The organism is Variovorax sp. P1_H2 (assembly GCF_056405295.1).
This window is the reverse complement of record NZ_JBFUCJ010000108.1, coordinates 1-24,765: the sequence shown is the minus strand read 5'-3', so window position 1 is coordinate 24,765 and position 24,765 is coordinate 1. Positions and strand designations below refer to the sequence as shown.

The 24,765-nt window shown below is 69.3% G+C and carries 19 protein-coding genes and 2 pseudogenes; 5 read left to right on the top strand and 16 right to left on the bottom strand.

Annotation, left to right across the window (positions count from 1 at the left end; translation table 11 throughout):
* The first annotated feature begins 279 nt into the window (after positions 1-279).
* Positions 280-1,056 (top strand): hypothetical protein, encoded by a 777-nt coding sequence (locus tag AC1D2E_RS27845; protein ID WP_478200395.1) that lies wholly within the window; start codon positions 280-282, stop codon positions 1,054-1,056.
* 63 nt (positions 1,057-1,119) lie between these two features.
* Positions 1,120-1,275: a hypothetical protein gene (locus AC1D2E_RS27840; protein ID WP_478200394.1), complete on the top strand. Its 156-nt coding sequence runs from the start codon at positions 1,120-1,122 to the stop codon at positions 1,273-1,275.
* 42 nt (positions 1,276-1,317) lie between these two features.
* Here AC1D2E_RS27840 and AC1D2E_RS27835 read toward each other — a convergent pair whose 3' ends face one another.
* Positions 1,318-1,914: a hypothetical protein gene (locus tag AC1D2E_RS27835; protein ID WP_478200393.1), complete on the bottom strand. Its 597-nt coding sequence runs from the start codon at positions 1,912-1,914 to the stop codon at positions 1,318-1,320.
* A gap of 481 nt (positions 1,915-2,395) precedes the next feature.
* Positions 2,396-2,569 (bottom strand): annotated as a pseudogene (locus AC1D2E_RS27830) (ISL3 family transposase); the annotation flags it as partial.
* On the opposite strand from AC1D2E_RS27830, the gene AC1D2E_RS27825 reads away from it, so the two are divergent.
* Together AC1D2E_RS27825 and AC1D2E_RS27820 are read left to right on the top strand one after the other, a co-directional pair.
* Complete coding sequence (locus AC1D2E_RS27825) at positions 2,559-2,804, top strand: hypothetical protein (protein WP_478200392.1); 246 nt, start codon at positions 2,559-2,561, stop codon at positions 2,802-2,804. The pseudogene AC1D2E_RS27830 and the gene AC1D2E_RS27825 overlap by 11 nt on opposite strands.
* Positions 2,805-3,249: 445 nt before the next feature.
* Positions 3,250-4,218 (top strand): sigma-54 interaction domain-containing protein, encoded by a 969-nt coding sequence (locus AC1D2E_RS27820; protein ID WP_478200391.1) that lies wholly within the window; start codon positions 3,250-3,252, stop codon positions 4,216-4,218.
* A 3-nt stretch (positions 4,219-4,221) separates the two neighbouring features.
* On the opposite strand, the gene AC1D2E_RS27815 is transcribed toward AC1D2E_RS27820, so the two are convergent.
* Genes AC1D2E_RS27815 through AC1D2E_RS27750 form a run of 14 tightly spaced genes read right to left on the bottom strand, consistent with a single transcriptional unit; the run spans position 4,222 to position 24,386 of the window.
* A complete protein-coding gene (locus tag AC1D2E_RS27815) occupies positions 4,222-4,518 on the bottom strand; it encodes a DUF3467 domain-containing protein (protein ID WP_478200390.1) in 297 nt (98 codons plus the stop codon).
* A gap of 3 nt (positions 4,519-4,521) precedes the next feature.
* Entirely contained in the window at positions 4,522-9,000 is a 4,479-nt protein-coding gene (locus AC1D2E_RS27810) for a M15 family metallopeptidase (RefSeq protein WP_478200389.1), read from the bottom strand.
* 22 nt (positions 9,001-9,022) lie between these two features.
* Positions 9,023-10,276: a hypothetical protein gene (locus tag AC1D2E_RS27805; RefSeq protein WP_478200388.1), complete on the bottom strand. Its 1,254-nt coding sequence runs from the start codon at positions 10,274-10,276 to the stop codon at positions 9,023-9,025.
* The gene (locus tag AC1D2E_RS27800) at positions 10,261-11,889 is read right to left on the bottom strand and encodes a hypothetical protein (protein ID WP_478200387.1); all 1,629 of its coding nucleotides are present in this window, start codon (positions 11,887-11,889) and stop codon (positions 10,261-10,263) included. The genes AC1D2E_RS27805 and AC1D2E_RS27800 overlap by 16 nt, the downstream gene beginning before the upstream one ends.
* Positions 11,886-12,791 (bottom strand): hypothetical protein, encoded by a 906-nt coding sequence (locus tag AC1D2E_RS27795; RefSeq protein WP_478200386.1) that lies wholly within the window; start codon positions 12,789-12,791, stop codon positions 11,886-11,888. The genes AC1D2E_RS27800 and AC1D2E_RS27795 overlap by 4 nt, the downstream gene beginning before the upstream one ends.
* Before the next feature lie 10 nt (positions 12,792-12,801).
* A complete protein-coding gene (locus tag AC1D2E_RS27790) occupies positions 12,802-14,019 on the bottom strand; it encodes a hypothetical protein (RefSeq protein WP_478200385.1) in 1,218 nt (405 codons plus the stop codon).
* 12 nt (positions 14,020-14,031) lie between these two features.
* Complete coding sequence (locus tag AC1D2E_RS27785; RefSeq protein WP_478200384.1) at positions 14,032-15,294, bottom strand: hypothetical protein; 1,263 nt, start codon at positions 15,292-15,294, stop codon at positions 14,032-14,034.
* A gap of 18 nt (positions 15,295-15,312) precedes the next feature.
* Positions 15,313-16,413: a hypothetical protein gene (locus AC1D2E_RS27780; protein WP_478200383.1), complete on the bottom strand. Its 1,101-nt coding sequence runs from the start codon at positions 16,411-16,413 to the stop codon at positions 15,313-15,315.
* A gap of 12 nt (positions 16,414-16,425) precedes the next feature.
* Positions 16,426-18,474: a hypothetical protein gene (locus AC1D2E_RS27775; protein ID WP_478200382.1), complete on the bottom strand. Its 2,049-nt coding sequence runs from the start codon at positions 18,472-18,474 to the stop codon at positions 16,426-16,428.
* Positions 18,475-18,477: 3 nt separating this feature from the next.
* The gene (locus tag AC1D2E_RS27770) at positions 18,478-19,884 is read right to left on the bottom strand and encodes a S8 family peptidase (protein ID WP_478200381.1); all 1,407 of its coding nucleotides are present in this window, start codon (positions 19,882-19,884) and stop codon (positions 18,478-18,480) included.
* Positions 19,851-20,849 (bottom strand): hypothetical protein, encoded by a 999-nt coding sequence (locus tag AC1D2E_RS27765; protein ID WP_478200380.1) that lies wholly within the window; start codon positions 20,847-20,849, stop codon positions 19,851-19,853. Before AC1D2E_RS27765 ends, AC1D2E_RS27770 begins: the two co-directional genes overlap by 34 nt.
* 4 nt (positions 20,850-20,853) lie before the next feature.
* Positions 20,854-21,084 (bottom strand): hypothetical protein, encoded by a 231-nt coding sequence (locus tag AC1D2E_RS27760; protein ID WP_478200379.1) that lies wholly within the window; start codon positions 21,082-21,084, stop codon positions 20,854-20,856.
* Positions 21,081-22,355, bottom strand: a complete 1,275-nt coding sequence (locus tag AC1D2E_RS27755; RefSeq protein ID WP_478200378.1) for a hypothetical protein — start codon at positions 22,353-22,355, stop codon at positions 21,081-21,083. Before AC1D2E_RS27755 ends, AC1D2E_RS27760 begins: the two co-directional genes overlap by 4 nt.
* A gap of 21 nt (positions 22,356-22,376) precedes the next feature.
* Complete coding sequence (locus tag AC1D2E_RS27750; RefSeq protein WP_478200377.1) at positions 22,377-24,386, bottom strand: hypothetical protein; 2,010 nt, start codon at positions 24,384-24,386, stop codon at positions 22,377-22,379.
* Between the two features lie 251 nt (positions 24,387-24,637).
* Here AC1D2E_RS27750 and AC1D2E_RS27745 point away from each other — a divergent pair.
* Positions 24,638-24,765: pseudogene (locus tag AC1D2E_RS27745) on the top strand (transposase); the annotation flags it as partial.

Sequence of the window (24,765 nt, the reverse complement as noted above, 5' to 3'; positions counted from 1 at the left end):
GCGCGCATCTGCTCCTCCAGGTTCGCACCCAGGTCCTCAATGACGAGCTACGCGCGTCCTTCGAGAGGTGGTATCCGGGTTTCGGAGCTCGGGACCACGTGCCGCTCGCGGCGTAGGCGGTGGAGCAAGGATGCTGCACTCACACCCCCCAGGATTGTGATGCTCTCCACGTTGCCTGCGAGGCTCGGGGAGCCCGATCTTCAACTCGGCGTCTACGTGCTCAGGGACCAGACCCAAGCCATGATCTACCTGGGTCAGATGYGCGAGTAGGATGCGAAGATGGATGAGCAAAAGCCGCCCGCCGAAACCTGGTCCGAGCGCTTCGAACGCGAGACCGCCGCACTTTGGAAGCTGGTCCGAAGAAGGCCGTTGCTCGGMCTGGTGCTGGTCGTTGCGCTGCTTTTTTATGCTTGGCACACCTTTCTGAGGCACCCGGCCTCCGTGGACTTTGCTACGCCAGGTGCACCCTCCGCGGCCCCGCTGGGTGCGAATCCGAGGCCAGAACCTAGCGCTCCAATTGCTTCAGGGGTTGGCACATCCGGCCCGAAGGCCGAGACCGCAGCGTCGACACCTCCGGTGCTGTCAGGAGGCTCGCAGCCGGCCCCCGCAGAGGAACCGGATTCGTTCATCTACGCAACCATGCCGCCGCGTTCGGGCCGCAGCAGTGCGGAGCTGCTGCGAGAGTATGTCGGGACGTTGGCCAATCCCAGAGAAGAAAACCGACAGCGCGTCCAAGCCTATTTGAAGGATGTCGGGCGATGGATGCTTGCCGACAAGCTCATTGAGTCCGACGACCCCGCCCTCGTGCGGGAGCGAGACCGTGCAGTCGTCGTTTTGGGCTTGACGGAGCCCACGCCCTCATCGGCGGTAGTGCTCCGTGCCTGGCTGAAGACTGCTGACGGAGAAATCATTCCGGCAAACCGTGTCCGCTTGGAGAACTTCATCGAACACAAGTCACGCGCAAAGTCGACCTCGGAATTTCTGCTCAGCCCGAGATTCAAAGCCGACCGAGACCTCGCGTTGGAAGTGCTTGGAATCTCCCCGCGGGCGAATTGACGCTCCTGATAGGCCGTTGCGCGCTTCAGCATCGAACACCTGGCCTGGGTGGGTGACTGCGGCATGCTCACCTCGGCTCGCATCGAGCAGCTCCTCAAGCCCGCGGGCGTGGACTGGGTGAGCTCGCTGCGCGCGCCGCAGATCGCGCAACTCGGCGTGAGCGTGCCGCGCTTGAACAGGCCTGCGAGCAATAGCGCTGGCCGCGATCGCAGCGGCTGAGAGCGCTCGATTTGGTGGGGTGAGCTGCCGCTGACATTCATGTCACTGGCAGATGCTGCCCCAGCGGCGGCAGAGAATCAGACTTCCTTGCTCGCTCGGAGGTTGGCCCATGCAGATCAAACTCAGCCTGGCGGTTCCGGTTTGTGACGGAACGGTCGAATCGGATTTGCAGACGCTGCTCACCCTGGAGCTCGATTCACAACCGAGTATCGAGACGCTGGGCCTGAGCTTGTTGAACGGCAAAGTGGCCCTCGCGCAGTTGCAGGGCCAGCGCGAAATTGCGCGATAGCATGTAAGACGGAAGTTTCGTAATGAACGGCATGCGCAGCGCTTTGCTTGAGGCGAAGCGGCCAATCGCGTCGTCTCGGTCTTTCTCCAGAAGCGCATGAAGCCGGTAAGTCTGCTCGGATCGTAGACGCCATCGAACAGGCCGAAGAGCTGCGGATGTCCGAATAGGGCCTCCGTCGTCTGTTTACCGGTCGGATCGTCGAGGAGAAGCCGTACACCGCGCTCGAGCTCGACCGCGCGGGTCTTGAGGACGCTTTCGATGAACTCACGCACCACAGAGGCGAGCAGGCTCGCAATCAGAAAGTCGAAGACCAGACCGATTGCGATCTCAAGAACCTGCGAATCGAACATTCGAAGCCTCCGCTCTTTCCGGCTGGCAAGTATCAACGGCGATGGTGGTGTGACGCAAGGGCGTCGAGTACGCTACTCGCAGCGCAACTGCTTAGCATCCTCCGACTCGATCAAGTGGTCTATGTGGCCGGAAAGTTGGTCAGGCCGATCGATCTTGGACCTTGACGCCCGACTCCCCAAGGTGAGAGAGGGCCGAGGGCGCGAAGACAAAGGCTCAGGCCCCCCTCGGCGGTACCATCGGCTGGAAGTAATCATCGAAGTAAGGCGTGCCGCGCGCGCCTTGGAGTGCAGTTGTCAACTCAATGGGTGTAACTTATTCCTGATCCAGCGCCCTTGCCGGCCGCGCCTTGACAATCTGCGCCGCACGTTTCAGACGGCTTGCCCGTTCGCCCCACAGGTGCGGAAGCGCGGCAAGCGCCTGCGCACTGCTGGTGCCGGAGTCGGCGAGACATGAAGTGCATGCGCCGCCGCTATCGACGATCACGCTCGTGTCGTGCACGGGATGAATGCCGTCATGCCCGGAGACTGCGAAGTGTGTTCCAGGTTCAAAGTCGACCAACACGGTCAGCAGCCTGGCACCTTCGTCGAACTCAACCGAGTTCACGGACCACGGCGAAGCAATCCCGAGCGCCGCCTCGACCAGCTTGGCAGTCATCGCGCAACCCCCCGCAGAGTTCAGCCAGGCGAAATCTTACCCACTCGAAATTCAAGAGAGGCTTACTTCAAGTGCGATCACTGTGCCGACGGAGTATCGTCGGCAGATCAGCGCGGACTCGCTGGCGGCGCCGCCCGATCGGGTGCTGCTGATCGTCAAGGGAACTTTTGAGCAGCAGGACGACGAAGCGCCCGTCGTCTGGTCGCTCCGTCCCAAGACAGACTTTCGCCTCTAGCATTCGAGATCAGGCTTCGGAACGGATCGCTCGCGAGTTCGGCGCCTGCAGCTTGAGTCGCTCGTCGGGCGCCGGTCAACCTTCAAGCCTTGCATCGCGCTCCATCAGCCGTAGCGTTCACGACAAGCTGTGTCGTCGGCGGTATTGACCTTCCGTTCGACATGCTCGGTGCAGAACGACTCGTGTCCTGCGAGTCGCCATTGGGTTCGGCAGAAGGTCGCCGCCGACGACCCTTGGGCCTATTCATGGGCGGCCTCAGCGCACATCACCACAGCCCCGATTTTGGCCACGCTCTATTTTATTCGAGCGCCGCTTGACTAGGTGGGAAATCCCTGTAGCTTGGGTAGGTGTCTCAGCGGGATTGACTGCGCCGGGCACGCGTCGTTAAATGCGCCTGCCCCAAACGCACGGGCACAGTGCGCGTTGGTCTGTGCGGAGGTGGACCATGTCTTTCGCAGCGGCTACCAAGATGGGCCTCGTCGGCCACAACCGCGGTTTCGGCGCGGCGCTCGAATTCGCGCGCAAGGCGGCGCGCCACCCGTGCCCGCTGCTGATCGTGGGCGAGACCGGTACGGGCAAGGACCAAGTGGCCCGCCTCGTGCACGCGCTGAGCCCGCGCGCCGACGGCCCCTTCGTCAGCCTCAATTGCGCGGCGCTACCCGACAGCCTGATCGAGAGCGAGCTGTTCGGCTACGAAAGGGGCGCCTTCACCGGCGCCGGCCGCTCCTACGCGGGGCGCTTCGTGGCGGCCGACCACGGCACCCTGTTCCTCGACGAACTGGGTGACCTGCCGCTCGCCTCGCAGGCCAAGCTGCTGCGCGCCATCGAGCACGGCGAGATCACGCCTCTGGGCAGCACGCAGCCGCGCAAGGTCGACCTGCGCATCGTCGCCGCCACCCACCAGCCGCTGGAAGCCATGGTGCGCGAACGCCGTTTCCGGCAGGACCTGTTCTATCGCTTGAACGTGGCGCGGGTGCGCCTGCCGCCGCTGCGCAACCGGCGCGACGACATCCTCGAACTAGCGGCGCATTTCATGGAGCCGCTGCGGCGCACGCAGGAAGGCGCGCGCGTGGGCTGGTTCGACGCGTCGGCGCTGAATCGCCTGCTCAGCCACGTCTGGCCGGGCAACGTGCGCGAACTGCGCAACGTCATCGAGGCCATCTTCATCGATCCGCCCAACGGCCCCATCACGGAGCGCTCCTTGCCCTCGTACCTGACGCACGCGGAGGGATGGGAGGACGGCGATGACGAGGAAGCCGGCGAGGAGGGGCTCGACGAGCGCCAGCGCATCCTCGACAGCCTATGCGCGACGCACTGGAACAAGTCCGCGGCCGCCCGCAACCTGCGGTGGTCGCGGGTGACCCTGTACCGCAAGATGGCCAAGCACGAGATCACGCCAAGGCGAATGGAGTAGGCCTCACGGGGGATCGCCCGGGGGGAGCGGCCCGATAGTCCCGAACGTCGCCTCGTACTCGACGATGGTGCGATCGAGCAGCCCCCGGAACACCTTCGCATAGGCCGGCGCGGTGACGATGCGCGTGTGCGCGACCGCCATCTCCTCGGCGCCGCCGTAGTCCTGCGCGAAATCCAGCAGGAACTCGAAGGCATTGAAGCCGATCTCGAAATGGTTCGCATACGCCGCCGGCTCGGGCGCCGCCTTCGGAGCAGGCGGTGCCGCTGCCGTAAGCGCCGAGGGCGGCTCGAGGGGTAGCATGGCTCAGGCGACGGCAGTCCCACCCCGGGTTCCGCGGCCGGGCGACGGGAAGTTCGGGATCATGCCGGGCAGGACTCCTGCCGCCGGCGCCGGCGTCCCGGCGACCGCCGCAGGCGCGCACGCGGCCTGGCAGTAATCGAAGTGGTGTGGGTCCGTCGGGTTGAAGCCCGCGCCCCAGCGGAAGTTGAAGGCCTCGAACAGCGCGACCAGTCGCGGGTCCTGGCTGCCGAAGGGCCGCGCGCCCACGTTGTCCACGTTTTCCGGGTAGTTAATGTCCACCGCGATCCCCATCGCGTGGTCGGACATGCTGCGGGCGGAGCGCGCGGCCCGGACGACGGCGGCGCGCGACGCCGCCGTGGCCGTGTTGTTGATCGAGGTCACCAGCGCCGCTGTGGGCGCCGAGAACGGCGCGCCCAGCGAGTTGCCGGCCGTGTTGACGACGGCGGGGTTGTGCTTGACCCCGCGGAACGCGATCGCGCCGCTGTTCTGGAACATGAGGTCGTTCCATCCGAGCTCGCGGATGGCGCGGAACAGCGCCGTGCAGGCTGGGTGGATCTGCGTGAGCAGCGTGAACCGGCGGGAGACCGGCCCGCCATCCACCAGCGGGAAGGTGCCTCGCGCCAGCTCGAGGCCCTGGAGGTCGAGCCCTCCCTGGGAGCCGGCGGGAATGTTGCCGGGCGCGTCCTGCCGCAGTGCCTCCGCGTTGCGCAAGCCGGAGAGCGTCACCTGCGCCGCGCCCGCCGCCATCGGCGGATGCAGGGCATCGATCGCGGCGACCCGCTGGTTCCAGGCGGTGTTGAAGGCTGCGCGCTGGGTTGCGGTGCTCACGTGCGCCGGCACGGTGAGCAGGCCGGAATACAAAGGCAGCCCGGGTTGGGCGGCGTTCAGCTCCGAATCCCACTGGCGGCCGGCCAGGCCCCTTCTCCAGGACGCGTAGCGCGCGTTCCAGTTGCCCACCGGCATGACCGTATCGATGAAGCCCAGCCGCGTGATCAGTTGCCGCACTTCCGTGCTGACCGCGGGAATCGGGTTCGGCACCGCGGTGAAAAAGTCTGGCGCGGGCGGAATCCACCAGCGTGTGCGGGTCGCGTTCTCGATCGCCTGGCGGACGTGCGACAGCATGGCCCATCCCAGGCATTCGAGGACGAAGGCTTCGGCCGCCGAGGGTGCGCGCCGCGCAAGCTCGCGGAAGTGCCCGGGGATGTGCAGCAGCAGGCGCTGCACCAGCATCTTGTTCGCTGCGTCGCCGTGCTTCACGATGAACGCGGGCGCCCAGCGCAGGCGCGCGAACAGCTCGGTAAGCGCACTGGCGCCGAAGGCCGCCGCGATCGGGACGAGGCCCGCGCGCGCGATGGTTCCGCGCTGCGCCGCAGACAGTCCCGCCGTCGTCAGGGCGGCGTCGATCGCCGCCGTGGTGTTGGTCGTGGGCTCGGGCAGGAACGAGGCCGGCACCACGGTAAAGGCCGCCGGCGCGGTATTGAAGGTCCCTTGCTGCGGCACGAAGGCGCGGCCGCCGGCGGGCAGGTAGGGCTGGGGCACCTGGAACGCCGACACCTCATCGTCCGCCAGCGCGACCGTCGTTCCGCCGGCGGCGGTCAGCAGCTTGCGCAAGGGCTTGTAGTGGCCGTAGACATGCGTGGTGTTCACGCGCGCCCAGGCGCTGTCGGCGGCGGCGAGGTCGCCGCTGCGCTCGAGCCGCCAGCCCGTGAAGTTGGCGCTGCCGGCCTTGGCGTCCGGCACCAGGCGCCAGAAAGCGATCGACGGGCCGATGTCCTTGGGATTCGATGAGCGCGATTCGGCGGTGCAGAACACGATGCGGTCGCCCCGCCGCTCGGCCCAGGCGAGGATGCGGATGTGCCCGGACAGCCACATCGTGTCGCCGCCGCACAGCGCGGTGGGGTCGGTCACGCGCTCGAAGGGACCCTGGCCGCCCTTGAGGGCCGCGGAGTTCGTGCTGTGCGGCGCCGCGATGCGATCGGCTGCCGTCGCATCCTTGAACAGCGCGACCAGCTTGTTGATCGCCTGCGCAACGAAACCGGAGCAGTCCACCCCCAGCCCATAGTGCTGCAGGAAGGCGCGCAGCGTGTCGGGCGTGGCGCTGCCGCCTACCTGCGCGTCCGTCAGCAGCACGCCCTTGGCGTCGGCTGCTTCCAGCAACGTGCGCACGTCATCGGTGGTCGGCTTGCCGATCCGCGCATTGAGGAAGCGCTTCTCGTTGATCAGCGATCGCAGCGCCGCGGGCGCAGCCGCGCGATGCTGTTCGGCCAGGCGCGCGCGCTCCTTGCTCGCGGCCGCCGATGTGGCGTGCACGTTGATGTAGTAGGGCGGGTGCGCGTTCACCGTCTGCGTGCCCACGCGCACCGGGATCGCCTTCCAGCCGGCGAGGAAGTCTTCCACCGTGCTGCGGATGCGCGCATCYCAGGTGCTGCCGTAGCCCAGTGCTTCGGCGACGTCCCAGGTGCCGAGCGCCAGCGGGTCCTCGCTCGCCATCGCCTGCGACTTCGCGGTGGCGGCCTTGCCGGCGCGGTCCAGCGTGTAGCGCGGGTTCGGGATCGCGCCTTCGGCCGCGAGCAGCATGCACAGGTCGGGATCCTTCAGCACGTCGGCGACCTTGCGCGTGATGCCGTCGACCTTCATCGTCGGCCAGACCAGGCGCACGCCGTGGCTGTAGTCGACGAAGACCGGTTCATGCGCGAACGAGGGCCAGCCGCGCATCGGCTTGCCGTCGCCGCCGCGCGGCGCCTGGATCGGCGCCCCGGCCGCGGTGTAGGCGCCGTAGAAGGCGAGCATCGGCGCGGGTTTGCTTTCCCCGGTCTCCTTGTTCTTGCGCAGTTTCACGTAGCCGTTGCTGATCACGATCTCCTTCTTGTGGCCGGCCGTGAGGATGGTGGGCGGGCGCCGCAGCTGGGCGTCGATCTTGCGGCTGTGCACCAGGTATTCGGAGCTCGCGTCCTGCAGGTGCGCCCGCGGGGTGTTCGCGTAGTTGCCGGCGATGAAGGCCAGTTTGGTGGGCGCGGCTTGGTAGATTTGCTCGACCATGCGCGCCGTGGGCAGCAGGCAGTCGAAGGTGTCGGCCACGCGCTGCGCCGTCACCGGGTCCATCGGCACGCGCACGGCGTCGCTCTCGGTGCCGACGCAGAGCACGTCCGGCGTCACGTAGTACTCGAATTCGTGGCTGGCGCCGGATTTGTCTTTGCCGCTGGTGCGCACCGTGTGGAAGGACAGCAGGGAGGGCGGAATGTTGCCCGCGCGCAGCTGCTCGAAGATACGGCTCTCGCGCTCCACGCCCTTCTTGTCGCCGAGGCTGGCGATGAAGTCGGTGCCGGTGGGCGCGCCGGCCGGACGCTCCATCCGCTTCTGCGGCATGGTGACGTCCTGCGCTTCGGATTCCCAGTCCAGCGCCTGTGCGCTTTCGGCGTCGACGCCCTCGTCGTCCCAGGCGTCGTAGGAGTGCGCGCTGGCGTTCGCCGGCGCCGGCAGGTCCTTCGTATCGGGCGCCAGGTCGTTGCCCGCGTCGGCCAGCAGGCGTCCGCCGCAAGTCGATGGCACCTTGCCGTGGTAGACCTTCTTGGGATCCGCGACCTTCTGCGCGCGGTAGTGCTTGCGCAGCAGCGTGCGCACGTCCTCAGGCGTCACCTTCGCCAGCTGGTCGCGCATGAAGGCGTCGGTGGCGATGCCCACCGCGGCAGTTCCGGTGCCGTCGATGAAGACGATGCGCAGGTGCGAACCCCCGGCCTGCAGGTAGCGGCGGCGGGAATCGTCCCCGGTTACCTGCGCCACGCCCTTCGCGTCGCGTTCGATCGCTTTCGCCAGCCAGCCGTCCGTCGCGGTCAGCGTGGCTGCACCGCCATAGGTGGCGTCGAAGTACTCGCAGCCGCGCAGTGACGGGTAGTCCTTCAGCGTCGCGAGCAGCTTGCTCAAGGCGGCGCCGCCGCCGGAATGGCAGGTGAGCACCAGCCGGCCGCAGCTGAGGGTGCCGCCGTGCAGCTTGCCGAAGGTCTTCAGCGCCTCTTCGATGAAGGCGTCGAGCTGGGCTTTCGTCGAGAGCTGCGGGAAGCGGAAGCCGTCTCCGAGCCGCGCCTTCGTCTTGCTGTCGAACCACTCGAAGGGCACGCCGTGCGGCACCAGTCCCAGCGTGGGCCCGCCGACGCCGGGCGTGCGCAGGTCGATGCCGCTGTTGCCCGTCTTGTCGGCCAGCTTCATCGCGTTCTGCCCGCTGAAGCCGTGGAAGTGGATCACCACGTCCACCGGCCCCTTGTGGTTCGCGGGGATGCGGGCCCAGCGCGCCATGCAGTTGTCGCCGTTGAGGTCGTAGCGGAAGCGCTTGTCGCGCGGGACCGCCAGCGAGGGCAGGTGCAGGACCTGTTCGCCGGCCTCGTCGTGGACGTCGTACGCGCTGACCGACGGCTCGGTGTCGCCGCCGAACACGAGCGCGCTGGCGGAGGTGGCGAGGACCAGGGTGGATGGCTGCTGCAGGCGCATGGCAATCTCCTTGCGAGGGCGTTCAGGTTGCAGGCGCGGGCGCCTTCGCGCCTTCGCCGCCGTGGCTGTTGACCGGGGTGTTGGCCCCCGGGTTGGGCGTGTTGCCCATGATCATCGACATGAGTTCGGGCTTGGCGAAGCGCTCCATCGGGAAGTAGTCGCTCTTGAACTTCAGGTCGACCTCGCCGGTGAGGTCGGCATGCACGTCGATGGAGTCGCTGCTGTTGGCCTTCTTCGACGAGACATAGGCCACGCTGGTGGTCGCTTCGCCGCCGGGGCCGCCGAAGAAGTTTGCGATGCCGCCGCCGAAGTGCACGTTGCTTTCGTGCYGCGCATCGAACTGGCTGGCGCTCTCGGCCTGGGCGAGGTCCTGCGCGTTGATCTGGAAGCCCATGCGGGCATAGATGCGGCCGCTGGTGATGACGATGCGGTTGATGCCCATCAGCATCATCGTCGACAGCATCTGGTGGCGGCTCTTGGCCAGGTAGCGGCGTGCGGCCGGCACCAGCTTCTCCTCGGCGGCGTCGTCCGAGATGTCGACGTCTTCGTCCAGGCCCAGGGTGCCGCGGAAGTCCGGCTTCGCCGCCCCGTCGGCGCCATCGCGCACCGTCATCTTCGGGCTCTCGCCGCTGGTGTCGACCTTGAAATGGCTCGGGTAGGCGCTGGCCACCCAGTCGCGCGCGTTGTTGTCGCTGATGTTGTCGGCCATGAACTGGTCCACCGTCTTCGAAACGTTGGACAGCAGCTTGCCGTAGGCCTCCATCTGCTGGATGCTGGCGTTGACGATGGCCTGGAAGGTGCCCTTGATCAGGTCGGCGACGAAGGTTGGGAAAGCGATCGCATTGAGCGTGTCGCGCGTGATGCGGCCCACCTGGTTGGCGGCGCGCGCCTCGAAGTGTTCCTGCTTGACGGGCGGCGGCGCCGGCGGCCCGCGCAGCGCCTCGGCGGCGGCCAGCGCCGTCGGCACGTGCGGCGGCGCCACCGGCAGGGTCTCGCGCTGGTGCAACACCGGCACCTGCCCGAGCCTCTTGGATTGCGCCCACTCCTCGTGCACGAGTGCGGCGGTGTAGCCGGCGATCTTCTCCAGGTCGCGGCCCATGAGCGCGCGGCGCTCGGAGGGCAGGTCGTGGAAGGCGGGGCTGGACTCCAGCAGCGCCTGCACCTGCGCGTGCACCAGCCGCGACACCGGTGGCGTGATGCGCATGCCCTGGGCCAGCGGCGCCGTGTCGAACGGACCCGGCAGGCTGGGCGCGGCGGCGTTCAGTGGACGGTCCATGGCAGTCCTTTCGCGGGAATCGCCAGGCCATGCGCCTGCGCGTCTTCGCCTTCGGGTTGGGGCTCGGCCTCGGGGTGGGCGGGGTCGCCCTCGCCGCCCTTCTTGCCATGCTTGTCTTCGGCAACGGGCTTGCCCTTGTCCTTCGCCTTGCCCTTGGGCTCTTCCTTGGGCTTGGCTTCGTCCTTCGGTTTGGCTTCCTCCTTCGCCTTCGTCTCGTCCTTCGCCGGCTCCGGGGCCGGTTCCGGGACCGGGTTGTTCGCGCCCGGGTCGAGCGTCCCCTTGCCGATCGGCGCAACCGGCAGTGCGGGTGCGGGCGGCAAGGGCGAGCCGACCGGCGTCATGGTCGGCGGGGGTTCGCGCTTGCGCCGCAACGGCGCGGGCGGCGGCGGTGGCGCCCCCCCGGTGGGCGGCGCGAAGGTCGGCGGCGGATTGGCCTCGGGAACGGCGGTGTTGCCCGAGATCGTGCGCAAGGCGTTCGCATTGGCGAAGCGTTCCACCGGGAAGTAGTCGCTCTTGAAATGCAGTTCCACCTCGCCCGTGAGGTCGGTGCTGGTGTTGATCTCGGCATCGCTGCCGGCGCGCTTGCTGCTCACGTAGGCCAGCGAGGCGGATGCTTCCACGCCCCACACCAGCGCATTGTAGTGGCCCCGCATGGCCACGCGCGCATCGACGTCCTCGGACGTGCGCTCGAAGGCGCTGTCGCTGGTGTCGATGTGGAAGGCCATCGTCGCGCGGATCTTGCCGGCGGTGACGACGATGCGGTTGATCCCCAGCAGCACCATCGTCGACAGCATCTGCAGCCGCGTCTCCGCCATGCGGCGGCGCGCGGCGGGCACCAGCGTCTCCTCGATCGAGGAGTCGTCCAGGCTGGCGCTGGTGTGCAGCTCGTTCTCGAAGTTGGGCGGCGGCAGTTCGTCGGCGTTGCTGCGCGGCACGGCCTTGCCGTTCTTCATCTGCAGGTGCTTGGGGTAGGTGTCCGCCAGCCAGGCGTGCGCATGCTCGTCGGTGACGTTGTCCTCCATGAACTGGTCCACCGTCTTCGACACGTTGCCCAGCAGCCGGCCAAAGGCCTCCATCTGCTTGATGTTGGCCTGGAAGATCGCGTCGAAGGTGCCGCGGATCAGGTCGGCGACGAAGGTGGGGAAGGCGATGGCCCGCAGCGTCTGCTGCGTGATGTTGCCGATCTGGCTGGCGGCGCGCGGCTTGAAGTCGTTGGCCTGCGCGGTGGCCAGCGCCGGCGATGGCTGGACCGGCGTCACGGGGCGGCTGGTGCGCGTCTCCTTCAGCACCGGCGTCTGCCCGAGTATTTCCGACTGCCAGTAGATGTCGCGCAGGCATTCCGCCGCGTAGGCGGCCACGCGCACCAGCTGGTCCTCGAGGCCGCGGCGCTCGTCGCCGGCGAGCTGGTGGTACGAGGGCGTCGCCTCCAGCAGGCTCGCCACCTGCGAACGCACCAGCCCCTCGGTGGCGGGCGTCGGCAGGATCCCGTTCGGGTCGGGTGGCGTGGCGAAGGCGCCGCTCAGGGTGGTGGCCGGTTCGGCACTGGCGCGGGCCAACGCGCGGGGCCGCACGGGCGGTTCGCGCGGCGGCCGGACAAGCAAGGCCGTGGTCACGCGAACTCCTCGAAGGCCGTCCCCGGCACGCCAATGGCAGACGAGGGCGGCGGCAGCATCTGCGTCTGCGGCACCGGCAGGCCGCTTGCCACCAGCCAGCGCACTGCCGCCTGCACGGTGTCCGCATCCGGCATGGCCGTTGCCGCCGTGGGCATCGCGCGCAGCAGCGTCTGGCCCGCGGCGCCGCGCCGGGCGGCGGCATCGCGCTGCGGCGCGCCTTCGTCCGGCAACAGCTTGGTGAGCGACTCCCAGGGTGAGCGCGAGAGCAGCCAGCGCATCAGGCCCGCATCACCGAGGATCTCGAAGGCTTGCAGCGAGCGCGCATGGATGCGGCGCGCGGATTGCACCAACCAGCCGGCCGGCTGCGCCGCGACGACCGCCAGCAGGTCCTGCGCGGCGGCCTGCCAGGTCGCCTGGCTCGCCAGGCCGGGTTGCCCGCCCAGGCGGCCGCGTTCGAGGTCCACGCGCACGGCGGCCGTGGCCAGGCGCAGCAGTCGCTGCATGAAGTCCACCCTGGCGTCGTCGCGGCGGCCGTCGACGATCCCGAACAGGCGCCCGAAGATCACCGCCCGCTCCGAGCGTCCCGGGTGGTCGCGCACCGACAGGGCGAAGCGCTCCAGCCTGCCTGCCGTGTTGCGGTCCTCCAGCGCCAGCCGATAGCGCTGCTCCGCCAGGGCCTCCACCGCCGGCAGCACGCGCGCCTCCTCCAGTTCCGCGTGCAGGTACAGCGCCGCATAGGCGGCGAGCGCGTCGGGCGCCGCCGTGACCGGCGCTCCGGCCGGCAGCGGCGGCAGCGCCAGCCGCAGGGGATCTTCCGCCGCCCCCATGGCGCGCGCGCGCTGTGCCAGTCCCGCCTGCGCGGTGCACAGGGCGAGGGCAAGCATGTCGAGGGCGCTGCGCATGGCGGGTCCTTCAGCGCACGGGCGCCGGCTGCCGCGGCGCGGGCAGGGCCGATACGGGGGTCGCACCGACGGCCGGTGCCTTCGTGCCTTCCGGCGTCTTGCCGCGGATCGCCTGGATCTGCATGACGTCCACCATGCGCTCCATTGGAAAGTAGTCGCTCTTGAACTGAACGTTGACCTTGCCGGCGAGCTTGGCGTGCATCTGCACCTTGGCTTCCGAGTCATCGGTGCGCGAGGTGGTGACGGAGAAGTTCGCGGAATCTTCGTGGGTGGTGCTGCCGTACCAGCTCTGGTTCAGCTTCTTCTTCGCGCCCAGCCCGAGGAAGCCGGAGCTCTCGCGGCTGTAGCTGCCCTCGTAGCCGGACTCGGACTTGTTCTGCGAGTGCCAGTCGGCCGAGCGGTCCTGCTTCATCTTGCGCTTGACCAGATCGGTGGTGTTCAGCTCGAACATGCACGAGGCTTCGATGGTGCCGTTGGTGACCACCAGGCGGTTCACGCCCATCATCACCATCGTCGCCAGCAGCTGCTGCCGGTCCAGCGCCATGCGTCGGCGCGCGGCCGGCACCAGCCGGCTCTCGATGTCGTCGTCGTCGACCGAGGTCACCGGCTCGGGCAGGCCGAGGTCGCCCTGCAGGTCGGGCAGGTTTTCCTCGTTCGCGCCCTGGCGCTTGCGCACCTTCGGCTTGTCGCCGGAGATGTCGATCTCGAAGTGGTCGGGGTAGCGGTCGGCCAGGTAGTCGCGGGCGTTGTTCTCGCTGACGTTGTCCTTCATGTACTGGTCGACCGACTTGCTGACGTTCTTCACCAGCTCCGCGTACGCCTCCATCTGCTTGATCGACGAATGCACGATGGCGTTGAACACGCCGTCGATCAGGCCGGCCACGAACTGCGGGAAGTCCACCTTCTGGATCATCTCGGTGAAGGCGTCGGAGCCTTGCTGCGCGGCCACGGCACCGCTCTGGGCGAAGCGCGAGCCGGCGCTGTCGCCTTCGGGCAGCGGCGGCTTGTCGGCCATCGCGGCCACCGGCGTGCGGCCGGCCAGCGTCACGGCGCCCGGACGCGAGCGGCCGTCGGCGCCGCCCAGTATGTAGTGGAAGGCGCGCACGGTGTCGTTGGCAACCTTCGCGCGCTGCTCCGGCGGCAGGCGGGCGAAGGCGGCGCTGGAGGTCAGGCCCTCCTTCACGCGCTCGCGGATCAGGGGCAGCAGGCGGTCGTCTTCGCTGGCCATTGCAATCCCTCCTCAGCGCACCGGCGCGGTCACGCCCGCAACCGGCGGCAGCGTGGGCATCGGCGGCAGTGGCGGCGGGGCGGGCAGGGCCGCCACCGGCGCCGGTGCGGCGGCCGGCATCTTGTCGCGGATCTGGTTGATCTGCAGCGCGTCGACCATGCGCTCCATCGGGAAGTAGTCGCTCTTGAAATTGAGCTTCACCTTGCCCGAGAGCTCGGCGTGCAGCTTGATCTCCTCCTCGTTCTTGTTGGTGTCCACGGTGGACACGCTGAAGGTGGCGGTGCTGTCGCGTGTGTGGCCGTTGTACCAGCTTTGGTTGCCCGAGTACTTGCTGCTCTTGTTGATGAACCAGCCGCCCTTGTTCTCGCCTTCCCAGTGGGAGTCGCCCTTGCCGCCCCATTCGTCGTGGCTGCCGCTGGTGCTGGTGCCGCCGCTGGTGCCGACGCGGTCGCGGATGCGCGTGTCGCGCGTGTCCAGCCGGAACATGCACGAGGCCTCGATCGTGCCGTTGGTGACCACCAGGCGGTTGACGCCCATCATCACCATCGTGGCCAGCATCTGCTGCCGGTCCATGGCGATGCGCTGGCGCGCGGCGGGTACCAGCTGCTCCTCGGCGGAGTCCTGGTCCAGGCCCGTCATCGGCATCTTCAGGCCGAGGTCGGAGAAGAAGTCGGGCAGGTTGGCTTCGTCGGCGCCTTCGCGCGGCTTGATCTTCGGCGTTTCCTGCGCGAAGTCCATCTCGAGGTGCTCGGGATAGCGCTGCACCAGGTAGTCGCGGGCGTTGCCCTCGCTGACGTTGTCCTTCATGTACTGGTCGACCGACTTGCTGACGTTCTTCACCAGCTCCGCATAGGCTTCCATCTGCTTGATCGAGCTGGTGACGATGGAGTTGAAGACGCCGTCCACCAGGCCGCCAACGAAGGACGGGAAGTCGACCTCCTGCACCAAGTTGGCCATCGCGCTGCCGCCCTGGCGCGCGGCCTCGCCGAGGGGCGGCGGCGAAGGCGCCGTCAGGCGCTTCACCGGGGCGCCGGCCTGGGCCTGCGCCAGAGGCGCGTAGCCGCTGCTATTGCCCGCCAGCTCCACGCCACCGGGCCGCGACCGTCCGTCTGCGCCGCTCAGGATGTAGTGGAAGGCCCGCACCGTGTCATGCGCGATCTCCGAGCGCTTCGCCGCCGGCAACGCGTTGAACGCGGAACTTCTGGTCAAGGCCTGCCGCACGCGCGAGCGGATGTCGCCGAGCAACCGGTCGTCCTGGAGTGCGACAGCGTTCATGGCAGGCTCCGGTGAAGGTCAGGCGACAGGCATCCAGGCCGAGGAGGACCAGAGCGCCTGGCCGGCCACCGGCTCGGGTGCGCGCGGTGTCGCCACCGGGGCTTCCGCGGGCCGGCGGTGGCGCAGCCCCTCCAGCCGCGGGTCGAGCGAGGCGGGCCGCAGGTACAGCGCGACCCGCGCCGGCAGGTCGGGGCGGACCCAGACCGACAGCACGGATACCGTGCCGGGACCGGGATAGCCGTCCGGCGTCAGGGCGGTGAGCCAGCGGTCCATGCCGTGCACGCTGCGCGGCCGCTCGCTCATCTGCAGGCGGGTCAGCGCCATCAGCTGCGAGGGCAGGTCGGGGATGGCGTCCAGGCTGACGTCCAGCCGCATCTCCACGCCCTGCCGCAGCGGCCGCAGCGTGACCATCGCGGCCTCGGCGGGCAGCACGAAGCGGGCGCCGAGGATGAAGGCCACCGCGCTCATGAGGCCGGCATGGCGGTGCGCCAGGCCGAGCTGGTCCATCAGCGGCTGCAGCGCCGGCAGCGACAGCGGCCGTTCGCTCTCGAAGGACAGCTGCTGCGCGCCGGCGGCGCGGCCGCAGCGCACCGACATGATCACCGGCCGCAAGCCGGGCATCGCTTCGAGCGCCAGCCGGGCGATGCGGTGCAGCGGACCGGGCAAGGCATCCATCAGCCCCGGTCCCCATTCGCAGTGGACGTAGGACTCGGCCAGGCCCGCGCGGTCGTAGGCGCTGCCGAAGGCGGCGCCCCAGGACGCACTGCGGCCGTTGTCCTGCGAACGGATCGCCTCCAGCTGGTTGTCCAGCCAATGGCGCGCGCCGCGGCCGAAGTGGCGATCGACCACGTGCGTCATCGCGTGGCTGGCGCTGGCGATCCGGTCGGCCCCGGTGACGCCCTGGCCGGTGGCGCGCATCACGAAGTTCAGCTGCTCGGGGGTCTGTTCCGAGAAGTGGGTGGACAGCGGCGCGTCGTCGGTGGGCTCGCCATAGGGCACGTCGAGCTGCTCGTCGATCGCCTCGCCCACGTCATCGAGTGGGTCCGCGGTGCCCAGCTGGCGTGCCGACTGCGACAGCAGCCGCCGCGCCCGCAAGGCGAGGGTGTCTCTGGGCTTCACGGCGGTGCTCCTTCAATGCAGGGAGGACAGCAGCTGCTGCACCTGGTCCGGGTTGGGCGTGCCGCTGGCGGTGAGCTGCTTGAGCTTGTTCAGCACTTCGAGGCCCGAGGTGTCGCCGCCGCCGGGGCTGCCGGGCAGGGTGGGGATGCTGGGCACCGTGGTCATTTCCACCGGCTGCGCATACTGCTTGACCTGGTCGTCGCGCACGCCATTGACGGCCAGCCAGAGCTGCACGCTGGTCAGGATCTGGTTGGTGTCCGCCGGGCTCAGGCCGCTGGGTGGCCGCGACGACGTGGTGCTGATCGTGGAGCCGCCGCCCGTGTTGGTCGCGAGCGCCGGATCGAACAGGAACGGCACCCCGCTGGCGCTGGCCGACAGCGCCGGCGTGTTACGCGCCAGCACGTCGAAGATGCGGCTGGCCGCCTGCGCCATCGTGCTGTACTTCGCCCAGTTGGGCGCGGCGCCGAAATCCTGCTGGGCGACCCGCTCGATCACCTGCCAGTGGTTGCTCGCGGCATAGACGCGCAGGACCGGCGGCTGGTTCAGGATCTCGATGGCGCGCTGCAGGTGGCGATTGATGCGCGCGGCGATGTGGAAGCTGCCGCCCCAGGCATAGAGCGACGCGTTCTGCGCCACCTCGAAGGCGCACTTGCGGACCTGTTCGTCGGTGGTCGCGAGGATCGAGGTGCGGGTGGTGAACATGCGGTCCACCTCGCGCTGGCGCGTGAACTCCGAGACTGCGGAGATGAAGCGCAGGAACAGCTGCTCGAAGTTCTTGTTCGGCGCCACTTCCTTGGACACTTCGCCGCCCGGCATGCCGATCATCCGGGCGTACTGGGAGCGGCGCTGCGCCTCGTTCAGGCGGTCCTCGGTCTCCCAGTAGTAGTCGTCGAGTGCCTTGCCGGCGGCGCCCTGGCCGAAGGGCAGAAGGCCATTCATGAACAGCTCCGCGACGCGGTCGGCGACGCGCAGGGGCAGCGCCTTTTCCAGCAGCGCCAGGGGGTACACCAGGCCGATCACACGGATGTTGTCGCTGTTGAGGTCGGCGTCGCCGCCGGCGTTCTGCGTGCCGCCGGGCAGTGTGCCGGGGGGCAGGCTCAGCGAGTCGCYGGTGGCGCGCGTCTGCACGTACTGGTCCAGCGCGATGCGGATCGCAGACTCGAAGTCCGGATGGCCGAACTTGATGCTCTGGCCGTTGGCGATCACGCTGCGGGCCACGAACGCGAACTCCTGATGCGCGATGTTGGTGCTGCCGCCCTTGAACTTGGGCAGCGTGCCGGCGATGAAGGTATAGACCGTGGACAGCGGCACCTTGTCGTTGGGCGGGATGCCGATGGCGGGCATTTCGCCGATCGATTCGAGCCAGGCCCGCTGCATCGCCGTGCGCAGGCTGGCGGAGTTGGCATCGGCCTCGCCGTCCAGCAGCACCATGCCCAGCACCGCCGCGGCCGACGGGACTGTCGTCACGTCGGCCTGCGCTGCCGAGGCGCCGAAGGTGAGCTGCAGCTCGCTGGTCACCTTGTCGGTGAGCGCCTTGATCAGCGCGGCGCTGGTGTTGGGGTCCTGGAACAGGGGGATCGAGCTCGGGTCGACGAAGAAGGTAGAGGCCATGGAAATCTCCTTGAGGAACTGGACCAGCAGGCGAACGTCGGCGTCGGTCGGTCGGTCGATGACGACGCGCAGGGCCGGCCCGACGAGCGGCCGGAGCGAAGCGAAGGGGCGCCGCCCGAGCGTTGCCGGCAGGGCCTTGAGCCCGGCCTCGGACAGCTCCAGCAACGGATGGAGTTCGATGGCCCGCCGCAGCAGGCTGGCGAGCGAGGCGATGTAGTCGGGCGGTGCGGGCCCGCTGGTCGCGCGCGCAGCGGCGACGGCGCCGCCGGCAGGCAGGCCCTTTCCAAGCGGGTTCAGCAGCAGGTCCGCGATGTCGTTGTCCGCGGTGCCCAGTGCCTCCTGCAGGTCGCGGATGGCCTTGGAGCGATCGGCCGCGGACAGGCGCGCCACCGAATCGAGCAGCAATGTCCACGCGTTCTGTTCGTCACTATGGGTCGACTTCGTCACCATGGTTCACCTCGTCTTGGCATGCGAGGCATCCAGGGCCTCGATCGCGGCCATGCAATCCAGCAGGCCGGCACCGGTTTCCTCGCTCGCGCCTCCCGGCAGCGGGCGGGCGCTGCCGCACAGCAGGCCGCGCACGCGGGCGGCGTCCAGCGGCTGGCCGCGCCGGCGCGCCCGCGCCACCAGCAGCGCCGCCGTCCCGGCCACGAAGGGCGATGCGAACGACGTTCCGGAACTGGTCTGGTAGCCGTGGCGGCCCACGCCGGCCACGCCCTCGCCGGGCGCGCACAAGGCGACCTGCGGGCCCCAGGTGCTGAAGCGGGAGCGATGGCCGAGCGCGTCGACGGACCCGACGGCGATCACCTCCGGCAATGCGGCCGGATAGAACATCTGGCGCTGGCCGCTGTTGCCGGCCGCGGCCACCAGCACGCAGCCGCGCGCAACCGCATATCGCACCACGGCGCGGTGCGGCGGCGCGGCGTGCGCGTCCTGCGCATCGACCGCGGAGCCCAGGCTCATGTTGATGACCGTCGCGCCCAAGTCGACGGCGACTTTGATGCCGGCGTCGATGTCGGGCAGCGCACCGACGCCCATCAGGCGGCCGCTGGCGCCGTCCCGCCGGGCAGCGGCGAGGACGCGGACCGGCAGCAGCATGCACAGCCCGCAGAGGCCGCGCGGCACCCGGAAGCCCTGCGCGCCGATGATGCCGGCGACCAGGCAGCCGTGGCCGACCTCGTCGTAGGGGTTGTAGTCCCAGCCGCGCGAGTCGCCGACCAGCCGGGTCGACTCGTTCAGCCGCCCGAGGCCGAGATCGACCGTGTCGTAGCCGGCGAGGCAGCGGCGTTGGAATTCGGGGTGGCCGACCACCACTCCCGTGTCGACGACGGCGACGGTGATCGACGCATCGCCCGTCTCGCGGGCCAGCGCCTCGACGGCGCGGATGCGGCGTTGCGGTTCCAGCACCTCGTCGCGGGTCAGGATCCGGCGGGCGCGGGCGGGCGGCGCTGCGGCGTCGAGCGGAGCGACGGCCAGAGTCTGCAGCTGGCACTGTTCCACCGAGCCGAGATCGCGCAGCGACTCGCGCACGCGCACGGCCGCGTCCGGATTGCCCAGTTGCACCTGATAGCTGCGCGAGAGGCCCAGGGCCTCTTCCAGGTCGTCGAAGCCGACGTGGTGCTCGCCGGGCCGGCCGAGCGAGCGCCGGGCGTGGAAGATGCGGCGGAAACGCGCGCCATCGGCCTGCTGGCGCACCAGCGCATCGATGCGGCCGCCATCCAGCACCGGACTCGGCCGGCCGGCGCCGGACAGGCAGTCCAGGTGCGCGGGTACCGCCGCCGCGGCGACGCCGGTGCGCAGCGTGAGCGTGAGGAAGCCGTCGCGCTTCATGATGGCCACCTGGCTCCGGCGGGTGTCCACGGGTCGTCGCCCGTCGCCTGCTCGGGCGCCAGGTGTAGCGGATGGACCAGCGCGAAGCAATGCGGCGGCTCGTCGCCCAGGCTTACCTCCAGCGCCCCCGGCTCGAAGCCGTGCGGCAGCAGCACCACCAGGCGGTCGTCGTCGAGCTCGTCGATTTCCAGCGCCTCGCCGTTCAGGCGCACGGCCAGAGGATAGGCCTCGTGCTGCAGGTTGCGGCCCGGCAGCGTGAGGCGCCGGGTGCCGGGCGCCACTTCCAGCACGCCCGAGGCGACGGCGGTAGCGTCGGCGGCCAGCGCCTGCGGCTCGGGCCCGCCCTCGTCGGCGAGGAGTTGGCCGAGTTTCGGGCGCAGCACGGTGGAGGGCAGCGGGCGCGCCGGGATCGGTCGGGGGGTGAACACGGGCGGGCGCGGCAACACGACGGGCGGACGGGGCGCCGCCGCCGGTGGCCGTGGCGCCGGCGCGGTCGCCGGACCGAGTTGCGGACGCCCCGCCATCAGCGCCTGCCGCAGCCGCTCCACCGGCATCGCGGCCATGCGGGCCACCGTGCTCACGCCGGTGCTGCCGTTCAGGCGATCGAGCTGGGCGAGGTTGGTCACGCCCAGGCGCTCCAGCCGCATCTGCTCCTCGGGCTTCAGGCCCAGGTTGTCCAGCGGGGTCGAGCGGGTGGCCGCCAGCGAGATCGTGTTCTCCTCGATCATCGGCTTGGTGATCGTGGTGAAGTCCATGGCGAGCGTGCTGGCGCCGGCCTCGTTGGGGCCGGCGGCGCGCAGCATCACGTGTCCTTGGGCATCCATGTCGACGAACACCTTGAGTTCCAGGTGCAGCTCCTTCAGTGCGTAGGTGAGAGGACGGTTGACGGACTTGACGCGCAGGGCGTCCTGCACGCGATCGAGCTGGGTCGTGATCGAGGTGATGAAGTCCTCGACCATGAAACCGGCGACGGCGGACGCGTTGCGATCGGCCAAGTCATCACTCCTCCAGGACCAGCTTGGCGCCCAGGCGCTGCACCGGCGGCAGGAAGCCCGCCTGCCAGCGCGAATGGGGCGCCTGTGCCAGGAACACGAGGTCGGAGCCGCGCATGGCGGCGGTGATTTCCACCGGCATGTCGACGTCCACCGAGGTCACCACCAGGCCGCTTTCCGCGGGCGTCGCGACGCCTTCGAACAGCTGCAGCAGTGTGTCGGCGAGTTCGGTCTTCATGACGGGACTCCGACAGGGGCCCACGGGTCGGCGGCGAGCGCCAGGCCTTGGGCAATGGGTTTGGGTGCGACCGGCGCGACTGCCACCGGTGCGGGCAGGGCGGGCGGGGCCCCGGGCGCGGTCGGTGCTCCGGGCGTTCCCGGCACGACCACGGCCGGCGCCGCGGGTGCCGGCACCTTGGCGTTGTTGTTGATCAACTGGATGGCCGCCGAATCGGCGAAGCGCTCCAGCGGGAAGGTCTCGCTAGCGAAGCGCACGGTGACCTGGCCGGTGAGGTCGGCGCGCACGTTGATCGCGCTCTGCGCGTTCAGGCTGGTCGTGTTGACCATCACGCTCGTCGCGCCGAAGGGGTTGCGGCCGGCCGTGCCGCTCATGTTGCCGCTGGTGACCTTGTTCTGATCAAACTTGATGTTGCTCGATTCGGTGGCGTCGATGTGGAACATCAGCTTGGCGCTGACCTCGCCGTCCTTGACGACCACCCGGTTGATGCCCATGAGCACCATCGTCGCCAGCGTCTGCTGCCGCCGCTCCGCCATCTGCCGCCGCGTGGCGGGCACCACCACTTCGTTGATGTTCTGATCGGTCAGCTGGTCGGGCGTGTCCAGCCCGAGGTCCTTGAAGAAGCTGGGCAGCTCGCCCGAGGTCTGGCGCACCACCATCTTCGCGGCGCCGCCGCTGGTGTCGCGCCCCAGCACGCCGCTGTACTGGTCGGCCAGGTAGTCCTTGGCCTGACCGTCGGACACGTTGTCGCCCATGAAGCGGTCGACCGTGCCGGCCACGTTCTTCAGCAGCTCCGCATACGCCTCCATCTGCTGGATCGAGGCATCGACGATCGCCTGGAAGGTGCCCTGGATTAGCGACGCGACGAAGGTCGGGAAATCGATCGCGTTGAGCGTGGCCCGCGCCACCTCGCCGACCCGTCCCACCGGGCCGGTGCCCGCGGGCGCGGGAGCCGGCGCCGGTGCGTGCGAGGCGCCGGGCAATGTCTGGGTCGATGGCGACAGCGAGCCGAAACCCGACTGGTCACCCCCGGGCGAAAGTTGCGAGCGCAGGTCGGGCGCCATCTGCCCGGCCAGGCGGTTCGCCCCGCCAGGACCGGAAGCCGATGCCAGCGCCTGCTGGATGCGCGCGAGCGAGCGGTCGAACTCGCGCCGGGACTCATGGTTCAGCGCGTGGTAGGCCGGCGCCCGGTCCAGGACCTGCCGCAGCTGCTGCACGGCAGCGATCTCGTGGCCGGACAGCGGGGCGATGGTGGAGGCGGCGGCGCGCATGGCGATGGTCGCGGGGCGCGCTCAGAGCTGGAACAGGCGATCGGGCGAAGACCCGTCGCGGATGCGCTTGATGCGATCGGCCCACGGCGTGCCCTGCGCATGGCGCAGCATGGCCGCCACGATCTCGTCACGCCCCAGCACCGGCGAGGCGCTGTTGGCGCTCGCGCGCATCGCGGCGATCAGCGCGGCATGCGTCGCCACGTCCCACACGCCGGTGGGCGGCAGCTTCTGGGCCGCCTGGAAGGACTGCAGGTCCGCGGCGCCGAGCCGGGCCAGCGCCGCCTGCTTCATCGCGGTGGTCTCCACCGGCGTGGCGCATTCCAACAGCCAGGCCAGTGCGCCTTCGGCGCCCATCTGGACCGCGCGGTCGATCGCCATCGCCAGACCCTGCTCGGAGTCGAGCCCGATCTGCCGGCAGACGCCGATCATCGGTTGCACATACAAGCCGGCGGCGAGCTCGTTCTGCGCGGCCTGGAACGGCGGATGCTGTCCGGCGCGCCGGAACCGGGCCAGCCAAGGCTCCTGCCACAGGCGTTGCCCGCCGACGGGCCGCAGCCGCTGCGAGAAACCGTCGCCGGACTGCCAGGCCCGCGCGCCATCGGCCGCCGTGGTCACGGCGACCAGGGCGTCGCCGTCGGGGAACAGGTTGTCGAAGGTGGGCCGGTCGCGCTCGCGCATCAACACCAGCAGCTGCCCGAGCGTGCCGTGCTCCTGCACGAAGGGGAAGCCGCCGAAAGTGAGCCCCAGGTGGAAGCGCTGGTAGGCCGGGTGCGTGGTGCCGAAGCGGCCGGTGAACTCGCCGTCGTCGACCACGCGGGCAAAGCCTTCCTTGCCCGATTCGAACGGCAGGATCCGCGCGAGGATGGTCTTGCATGCGGCGATGTCGAAGGGCACGCGCGCAGCCTCGGCGGCGCCGGCGGCATAGCCGTCCGCATAAGCCTGGGCCGACGCTTCGATCGCCACCTCGTCCTCGTCGTGTTCCCCGGCCTGCGCGACGTGGGCACCGTCGGCGTCCTCGTCGGGCAGCATCTCGGGGACGGCGTCATGCACGGCGTCGTAGGCGTACCCCTGGGCGTTCTCGTGCTCGGCGCGATAGGGTTCAGTGTCCTGCCGGTCCTCGGCCTGTTCCTCGTACGCGTGCACCTGCGCGGGCTCCCGGTCGGACTGGGCGAGGGATTGCGGCGCGCCGAAGCCGTCGTCGTAGCCGTCGTCGTCATCGCGCTGCCCGTAGGCGGCCGCGGAGGATTCGGCGTAGTCCTCGCCGTCCTCCTCGTACGCGTGGACCGGGGTGGGCAGCTCGTCGACCAGCGCTTCGGCGGAGGCTGGATTGGAGTAGCCGTCGTCGTAGTCGTGGTCGATCGCCGCATAGGACTCTTCGACCGCGTCGTACTCGTCCGCATCCTCGTATGCCGCGGCGACCTGGTCGGCCGAGGGGGCGCGCAGGTCGTCGCCGTCGTCGGCAGCCAGGCCGACGGCCTCGGGCACGCTGCTGCCACCCAGGTCCTCGCCGGTGTCGTCGAAAGCCTGTTCCCAGGCCGGTGCGGACTCCACGCGCAGCAGCAGGCCCACCGGCGTGCCGAACATCAGGCCGAGCGACCCGTTCAGGCCGGTGGCTATGGTCACCGAGGGTGCTTCGCGCGGCAGCGACTCCGGTGGGTGCGAATAGGCCGCGCCGGTGCCGTTGTCATCGGCATACGCAATCAGCGTGTAGTACAGCCGCGGCGCCGGCAGCATCGGGTGCAGGGCGGTACGCGGGACGAGGTAGAAGCAGGGCGGCCCGTCGAAGGCCAGCAGCCCTTCGCGCTGACTGTCGTAGAAGTTGGAGGCATTGCGCGCACCCGCCTGCTCGGGTGCGAACAGCGCCCTGTCGCGGGCGACCAGCACGCGGAAGCGCGCACGGCCGCCGGTATCCACGCTGAAGCTCAGGTCGCTGTGCCGCTTGTCCAGCGGGTCGTGCAGCGGGGTGATCCACGGCACGCCCGCCGACAGCGCGCGTGTCCTCAGGGCAGCACCGTACTCGATGGTCAGCATTGGCGACTCCTCGTGGCTGAGTCCACGCATCTGCAAGGGCTGTGCCACGCGGCAAGTGCTTGATTCGGCTACGGATTGGTGGGAGCGGTGGGGAGGGGGTTGGCAGCGGGTGGTACAGCAAGGGGCTACAGGCGGGGCGTCGCGATACAAATGTGTCACGTCACCGTGTCTGCTGCTCTGCGAGCCCTCAATCAGCCGCTCCGACGCCGGTGACAGATACGACTTGTCGCGACAAGTCGCCACCAGCCGCCGCTGGCGCCGGTGTCGCCGCAGCCGGCCGCCCACGCCTTCCCATGCGCCTGATGGCCAGCCTGCTGTACCTCAAGCACGCCTACAAGCTGAGCGACGAAGAACTGGTTGAGCGCTGGGCCGAGAACAT